Origin of the sequence: Malikia spinosa (genome assembly GCF_002980625.1) — a bacterium.
GTDB classification, from domain to species: domain Bacteria; phylum Pseudomonadota; class Gammaproteobacteria; order Burkholderiales; family Burkholderiaceae_C; genus Malikia; species Malikia spinosa.
On record NZ_PVLR01000069.1, the window covers coordinates 1 to 7,022 of the forward strand.

General features: G+C 68.1%; 9 protein-coding genes. 5 read left to right on the top strand and 4 right to left on the bottom strand.

Going from position 1 to position 7,022, the window contains the following annotated elements; genetic code table 11:
• The 3 genes from C6P61_RS17830 to recR all read left to right on the top strand — a co-directional run.
• The coding region (locus tag C6P61_RS17830; RefSeq protein ID WP_280524148.1) for a DNA polymerase III subunit gamma/tau C-terminal domain-containing protein at nucleotides 1-587 on the top strand (587 nt) is incomplete at its 5' end.
• A 31-nt stretch (nucleotides 588-618) separates the two neighbouring features.
• Entirely contained in the window at nucleotides 619-951 is a 333-nt protein-coding gene (locus tag C6P61_RS16875; RefSeq protein WP_105731067.1) for a YbaB/EbfC family nucleoid-associated protein, read from the top strand.
• Between the two features lie 11 nt (nucleotides 952-962).
• A complete protein-coding gene (recR, locus tag C6P61_RS16880) occupies nucleotides 963-1,568 on the top strand; it encodes a recombination mediator RecR (protein ID WP_105731068.1) in 606 nt (201 codons plus the stop codon).
• 88 nt (nucleotides 1,569-1,656) lie between these two features.
• Here the strand turns inward: recR and C6P61_RS16885 are convergent, their stop codons facing one another.
• The 3 genes from C6P61_RS16885 to C6P61_RS16895 form a co-directional block, all read right to left on the bottom strand.
• Nucleotides 1,657-3,234, bottom strand: a complete 1,578-nt coding sequence (locus C6P61_RS16885; RefSeq protein ID WP_105731069.1) for a transglycosylase SLT domain-containing protein — start codon at nucleotides 3,232-3,234, stop codon at nucleotides 1,657-1,659.
• 71 nt (nucleotides 3,235-3,305) lie between these two features.
• Nucleotides 3,306-4,088: a hydroxyacylglutathione hydrolase gene (gene gloB, locus C6P61_RS16890; RefSeq protein ID WP_211296998.1), complete on the bottom strand. Its 783-nt coding sequence runs from the start codon at nucleotides 4,086-4,088 to the stop codon at nucleotides 3,306-3,308.
• A 50-nt stretch (nucleotides 4,089-4,138) separates the two neighbouring features.
• A complete protein-coding gene (locus tag C6P61_RS16895; RefSeq protein ID WP_105731074.1) occupies nucleotides 4,139-4,993 on the bottom strand; it encodes a ferritin-like domain-containing protein in 855 nt (284 codons plus the stop codon).
• 25 nt (nucleotides 4,994-5,018) lie between these two features.
• Between C6P61_RS16895 and C6P61_RS16900 the strand changes: the two genes are divergently transcribed.
• Nucleotides 5,019-5,543, top strand: coding sequence for a gamma carbonic anhydrase family protein (locus tag C6P61_RS16900; RefSeq protein WP_105731070.1), 525 nt, complete (start codon nucleotides 5,019-5,021; stop codon nucleotides 5,541-5,543).
• A 7-nt stretch (nucleotides 5,544-5,550) separates the two neighbouring features.
• Nucleotides 5,551-6,546, top strand: coding sequence for an Hsp33 family molecular chaperone HslO (gene hslO / locus C6P61_RS16905; protein WP_105731071.1), 996 nt, complete (start codon nucleotides 5,551-5,553; stop codon nucleotides 6,544-6,546).
• 146 nt (nucleotides 6,547-6,692) lie between these two features.
• On the opposite strand, the gene C6P61_RS16910 is transcribed toward hslO, so the two are convergent.
• On the bottom strand, nucleotides 6,693-6,992 hold the full coding sequence (locus C6P61_RS16910) for a septum formation initiator family protein (RefSeq protein ID WP_105731072.1): 300 nt from the start codon (nucleotides 6,990-6,992) through the stop codon (nucleotides 6,693-6,695).
• Nucleotides 6,993-7,022 lie beyond the last annotated feature (30 nt).

Here is a 7,022-nt window from a genome sequence, read left to right on the forward strand (position 1 = left end):
CACCGGCACCGGCACCGGCACCGGCACCGGCACCGGCACCGGCACCGGCACCGGCACGCTACGAGGCGGCGCCAGCCCGGCCAGCCAGCCCGGCCCCAGCCGTCGCCGCCAGTGCCAGTGCCGCCAGTGCCGCGCCACAGCCTCAGTCACAGCAGCCAGAGCGGCCGCAGCCGCAGGCCGCGCCGGTCATACCGGCCGCACCAGGCGCTGAAGCCGATTTCTGGTTCCAGACCGTCATGGCCCTGTCCGAGTCGGAAGTCATCATGGCGCTGGTGCGCGAGTTGGCGCTGCAGTCCGAGCTGATCGCGCGCACGGCTGACGAATGGCAGCTGCGTTCGGCCAACGCCTCGCTGCTGCAGTCGGCCGCGCGCGAGCGGCTGCAGGCGGCGCTGGTCCAGGCCGGCCATGCGGTACGGCTGCGGATCGAGCTCGGCGAAACCGTCGATACGCCGGCCCGGCGTCTGGCCGCCGCCGCGGCCGAGCGCCAGCGCCAGGCCGATGCCACCATGACGCAAGACCCCTTCGTGCAGGCGATGCTGCGCGACTTTGGCGGCAAAATCGTGCCTGGCAGCATCAAACCGATCTGATTCTCATTTTCGAAACACCTAAGGAAAACACATGTTCAACAAAGGACAACTCGCTGGCCTGATGAAAAAGGCCCAGACGATGCAAGAGGACCTCAAGCGCGCGCAGGACGAGCTCGGCAATATCGAGGTCAGCGGCGAGTCCGGCGCCGGCCTGGTCAAGGTCCTGATGACCTGCAAGCATGACGTCAAGCGCGTCACGATCGACCCCAGCCTGCTGGCCGAGGACAAGGACATGCTGGAAGACCTGGTCGCTGCCGCCTTCAACGCCGCCGTGCGCAAGGCCGAGGAGACCAGCACCGAGAAGATGGGCAAGATCACGGCCGGCATGCCGAGCCTGCCCGGCGGCATGAAGTTCCCGTTCTGACCGGTGGGGCGGTGAGCCAGGCCCAGACCCAGTCCCTCGATGCCTTGGTGCGCGCCTTGCAGCGCCTGCCGGGCGTGGGCGTCAAGTCGGCCTCGCGCATGGCCTTCCATCTGCTGCAGCATGACCGCGATGCGGCGCTGCAGCTCGCCCACGCCTTGCAGCAGGCCGTCCAGGGCGTGCGCCATTGCGCGCTGTGCAACACCTTCACCGAGGACGAGGTCTGCCCGACCTGCCTGGACCCGCGCCGTGACGCCGGCCAGTTGTGCGTGGTCGAGACCCCGGCCGACCAGGCCGCGCTCGAGCGCACCGGCGCCTACCGTGGCCTCTATTTCGTGCTGATGGGCAAGCTCAGCCCGCTCGACGGCGTTGGTGCGCACGACATCGCGCTGCGCCGCCTGTTCGAGCGCGTGGCCCAGGAGCCGCCGCATGAGGTGCGCGAGCTGATCCTGGCGACCAACTTCACCGCCGAGGGCGAGGCGACCGCGCATGTGATCACGCAGCTGCTCAAGACGCTGCAGGTCAAGGTCACGCGGCTGGCGCGCGGCGTGCCGATCGGCAGCGAGCTCGAATACGTGGACCTGGGCACCATCGCCCACGCACTGGCCGACCGGCGCTGAGTCACGGCGCTGGCTTGGCGCGGGTTTCAGCCTCGGCCGCGATCAGCAGCCAAGGCCGGCCGGTTGATGCCCGGTCGACGCCTGGGCGTCAGCGCTTCTTGCTGTCGAGCGCGACCTTGAGCTCGCGCGAGGATTTGGCCTTGCTGCCGGGCCGCTTGGCCACTGCCACCTTGCTGTCCTTCTTGCCCGGCTTGGCTTTGCCTGCAGCTGCCGTCTCGGCGCTGCGCTCGTTGGCCGCCGCCACCCTGGCTTCGCGCTGCGGCAGCTGCAGCACCAGCTGCTGGCCGGGCTTGAGCTTGGCCTTGGGCGAGAGATCGTTCCAGTCGGCGACCTTGGCCGCGCTGACCCGGTAGCGCTGCGCCAGCTTGGTCAGGGTGTCGCCCTTGCGCGCCTTGACCTGGGTCCGCACCAGGATGATCTCTTCCTTCAGCAGCAACTGGCCGTGGTCGGCTAGATGTTCCGGCACATCCATGTCGAGCTTGCCGTTGCGCGGCACCAGCAGGGCCGAGCCAGCCTTGACCAGCATGCGCAGCGGGATCTTGTTGAGTTCGCGCAATTCGCCGGCATCGACCCCATGCTGCTCCGCCGCCTGCGCCACCGTCATGTCGCGCGGCGCCTTCCAGGCAGTCCAGCTCGCCAGCGGGCCGCTGTAGCTGGCCAGCTTGGCCTCGAATTCGGCAGCATTGTCCCAGGGCAGCAGCACGCTCGGGTTGGCGGCTGCCATGAACATCGGCTTGTTGATCGAGGGGTTGAGCTGGCGCAGGTCGCGTTCGGTCACGCCCGCGAGCTCGGCCACCTTGGCCACATCCATGTCGCGCTGGATCGGCACCGCGTCGAAGAAGGGGTGGTTGCCGATTGCCGGCAGCTTGGCACGGAAACGCTCCGGGCGGGCCACGATGTTCTTGATCGCCAGCAGCTTGGGCACGTACTGGCGGGTTTCCTGCGGCAGGTTGATCTCGGTGTAGGAGGTGCCCAGGCCTTGGGCCTGGTTGCGCTTGATCGCCTTGGCCACGTTGCCCTGGCCCCAGTTGTAGGCCGCCAGCGCCAGATGCCAGTCGTTGAACTGGCGGTTCAGCCGCTCGAGGTAGTCGAGCGCGGCGCGGGTCGAGGCCAGCACGTCGCGCCGGTCGTCGCGGAACATGTTCTGCGTCAGGTCGAAATCCTTGCCGGTGGCCGGCATGAACTGCCACATGCCGGCGGCGCTGGCGCTCGAAACCGCCTGCGGGTTGAAGGCGCTTTCGACGAAGGGCAGCAGCGCGAGCTCGGTCGGCATGTTGCGCCGCTCGAGTTCCTCGACGATGTGAAACAGGTACTTGTTGCTGCGCGCCGTCATGCGCTCGATGTATTCGGGGCGGGCGGCATACCACTGCTCGCGCTCGCGCACCTGCTCGTTTTCTAGATCTTCCATCGCAAAGCCACGCCGGATCCGGTCCCAGAGGTCGGTCGGCACGGTCAACGGTGCGACCGCGCGCAGGCCGATGCCGGGTTCGGTGCGCAGTTCGGACAGGGTCGGATTGCCGCCGCGCCGCGCCTTGAGCAGGTAGGGCGATTCGCCAGACTGTACTGGCGCCTCGAGCTCGGCTGCCTCGTCAGGCGCAGGCAGGCTGGAACAGGCAGACAGGAATATGGCGGTCAGCAAGGGCCACCAGAGTCGGTGTCGGTTCATCGGGTAGGTGGGGGGAGGCCAAAGATATTGAGATCGCGATTATCGGCCAGGGTTCCCGCCACGCGCATTTTTCAGCGGAAAGCGTTCTTCCACTCGCGCAGCGCCGCAAAGCGTGTCACCTCGTCCTGCGCTGCGGGGTCGCGCTGCGCCAGTGCTGCCAGCAAGGCCGGCTCGCGGCTGCGCAGGAAGGGGTTGATCTGGCGCTCGAGCCCGATGCTGCTTGGCAGCGTGGGCTGGCCGCACTCGCGCAGCGCCTGGCAATGCGCGACATATTGTCCGATCGCCGCATTGCCGGGTTCGACCGCCTGCGCGAAGCGCAGGTTGGACAGGGTGTATTCGTGCGCGCAGCAGATCCGGGTCGAGTCGGGCAGGGCGGCCAGCCGATCCAGCGAGTCCAGCATCTGCGCCGCCGTGCCCTCGAACAGGCGTCCGCAGCCGCCCGAGAACAGCGTGTCGCCGCAAAACAGCAGCGGCCCTCCCGGCGCCTGCGCCACGAAATAGGCGCCATGGCCGGCGGTGTGACCGGGCACTTCGATCAGCTCGAAGCTCAGGCCCAGCAGCTTGATACGCTCGCCCGCACCCAGGCGCTGCACCGGTTCGACCGCCGCCGGCAAGGTCTCGGCGGCCGGGCCGTAGACCGCCGCGCCGCTGGCCGCGCGCAATTCGGCCACGCCGCCGGTGTGATCGGCATGGTGATGGGTCAGCAGGATCGCCTGCAGCTGCAACTGGTGCTGCGCGAGGAAGGCCAACACCGGGGCTGCATCGCCCGGATCGACCACGACTGCCTGGCGGCCGTCCTGCAGCAGCCAGAGGTAGTTGTCCTGGAAAGCGGGGATGGGATGGAGCTGGATCATGGGGCAGGGTTCGAGCGGACTCGACTGGGTTTGAGGGGCGTAGCGGGGATTCAGGCGCCGAGCAGGTAGTCGATTTCCTGCTGGCTGAAGCCCGCGCGCAGCCGGGCCTCCTGGTTGAAGGGCGGGCGCAGCGGCGGGGCCTGGTGCCGCTGCACCAGTTCGCCGTAATGCGTGACCGGGTCCAGGCCCTGGCCGGCGCAGAGCCAGCGGTACCAGCGGTTGCCGATCTCGACATGGCCGACCTCGTCGCGCAGGATGATGTCGAGCAGCGCGACCGCTGCCAGCGCATCGGGGGTGCCGATGCGCCTGAGCTTGGTCTGGATCTGCGGCGTCGCGTCGAGGCCGCGTGCCTCCAGCGTGCGTGGCACCAGCGCCATGCGCGCGGTCACGTCATGCGCCGTGCGCTCGCACATCAGCCAGAGCCCGTCGTGGCCGTCGAAGTCGCCGTAGTCCCAGGGCTGGCCGTCTTCGCGCGGCGGCATGGCGCGCAGGTGGTCGCGCAGCAGGCCGAAGTGATAGGCCTCCTCGGCCGCGACGCGCAGCCAGTCGAGGTAGAACTCGCGCGGCATGCCGGCAAAGCGCCAGACCGCGTCGAGCGCGAGGTTGATCGCGTTGAACTCGATGTGGCAGATCGCATGGATCAGCGCCGCGCGGCCTTCGAGCGTGAAGGGCGAGCGCTGCGCGACCTGTTTGGGCATGACCAGGCGCGGCCGCTGCGGCCGGCCGGGCAGGGTGCTGGCAGTGGGCGGCGTCAGCAAGGCCGCGGCATCCAGCGGCAGCTGGGCGGCTGCGGCATGCAGCGCGTTGGCCAGTTCGCGCTTGCGCTCGATATCGGGGCAGCACAGCGCGGCCAGCGCCTGCGCGCGCAGTTCGGGCAAGGCAAGACCTTGCGTGGCGGTTTCCATGGCTTCCATCCTTACAATTCTAGGCATGAGCATCTACCAACTTGACGACCTCGTGCCCGAGGTCGACCCCAGCGCCTTCGTGGCCGACAGCGCGCAGGTGATCGGCGACGTGAACCTGGGCGCCGACAGCAGCGTCTGGTTCGGCACCGTGATCCGTGGCGACTCCGACCACATCCGCGTCGGCGCCGGCAGCAATATCCAGGATGCCAGCGTGCTGCATGCCGACCGGGGCTTTCCGCTCACGATCGGCGAGCGCGTCACCGTCGGCCACCAGGTCATGCTGCACGGCTGCACCATCGGCGACGAAACCCTGATCGGCATTGGCGCGGTGGTGCTCAATGGTGCGAGGATAGGCCGGAATTGCCTGGTCGGCGCCGGTTCGCTGGTGACCGAAGGCAAGGAATTTCCGGATGGTTCGATGATCCTGGGCAGCCCGGCCAAGGTCGTGCGCCAGCTCAGTCCCGAACAGATCGAAGGCCTGCGCCGCAGCGCCGAACATTACATTGCCAACGCCCGCCGCTATCAGGCGGGTCTCGTGAAGCTGGCTTGAGGCTCAAATGACCGAATTGCACAAATCCGAATTGCACAAGTTCCTGTTCGACGGCCTGCCGGTGCGCGGCATGCTGGTGCGCCTGACCGGCTCCTGGCAAGAGGTGCTGCGCCGCCACCGCGAGGGTGGTGGCTATCCGCCTGCGGTGACCGAGCTGCTCGGCGAGATGTCGGCCGCCGCCGTGTTGATGCAGGGCAACATCAAGTTCAATGGTGCGCTGGTGCTGCAGGTGTTCGGCGACGGGCCGGTCAAGCTCGCGGTGACCGAGGTCCAGCCCGATTTCAGCTTCCGCACCACGGCCACCGTCAACGGCGAAGTCGCCGACGGCGTGCCGCTGAGCCACATGGTCAACGTCAACGGCCTGGGCCGCTGCGCAATCACGCTCGACCCCAAGGACCGCCTGCCGGGCCAGCAGCCCTACCAGGGCGTGGTGCCGCTCAACGGCGAGCACAACGAGAAGCTCGAGCACTTGAGCGAGGTGCTCGAACACTACATGCTGCGCAGCGAACAGCTCGACACCAAGCTGGTGCTGGCCGCCAATGGCGAGGTTGCCGCCGGTCTGCTGATCCAGCGCTTGCCCGCCACCGGTGCCTCCAACCTGGCCGGCAGCTCGGCGGTGCAGGCCGAGGGCGACGCGATCGGCGAGAACGAGGACTACCACCGGATCGCCACCCTGGCCGCCAGCCTCAAGCCCGAGGAGCTGTTGACGCTCGACGCCGAAACCATCCTGCACCGCCTGTTCTGGCAGGAGGACCTGTTGCGCTTCCAGCCCGAGGACGGCCCGATCGAACCCCGCTTCGCCTGCACCTGCTCGCGCGAGCGCGTCGCCACCATGCTCAAGGGGCTGGGCGTCGACGAGATCGAATCGATCCTGGCTGAACGCGGCGAGGTCGAGGTGGCCTGCGACTTCTGCGGCGCGCAATACCGCTTCGACCCGGTCGATGCGGCTCGCCTGTTCCTGCAGCAGGAGCGCCAGCCGCCGGCCAGCGACCAGGTCCACTGAGCCCTCTGCTCGAAGCGCCGGTTAGCGGCATCCGTGCCTCGCGAGAGGTCTTGACCGCCTTGACCGCGCAATGAAAAACGGCCGCCCTGTGGGGCGGCCATTTGCTTGGGCATTCATCGCGCAGTGAAGCGCGCATTCAATGACGCTCAGCGCGCAGTGGCGCCGGGCGGTGTGACCTTGACGAACACCTCGTTGGGCCGGAGCAGGCCGAGCTCGTAGCGCGCGATCTCCTCGACCATGGTCATGCCGCCCTCCAGGTCACGTACCTCGCTGGCCAGCTGCTCGTTCTGCTGCCGGGCCAGTTCGTTGGAACGGGTCTGTTCGGCCAGCTGCTGGCGGTAGGCCTCGACCTGAGGCCAGCTGCCGCGTCCCAGCCAGAGCTGGTATTGCAGCAGCGCCAGCAGGCAAGTCAGACCCAGTGCCGTCCAGTGGCGTGGCGCGAGCATGCCGGACTGCGATCAGCGCAGGTTGTAGAA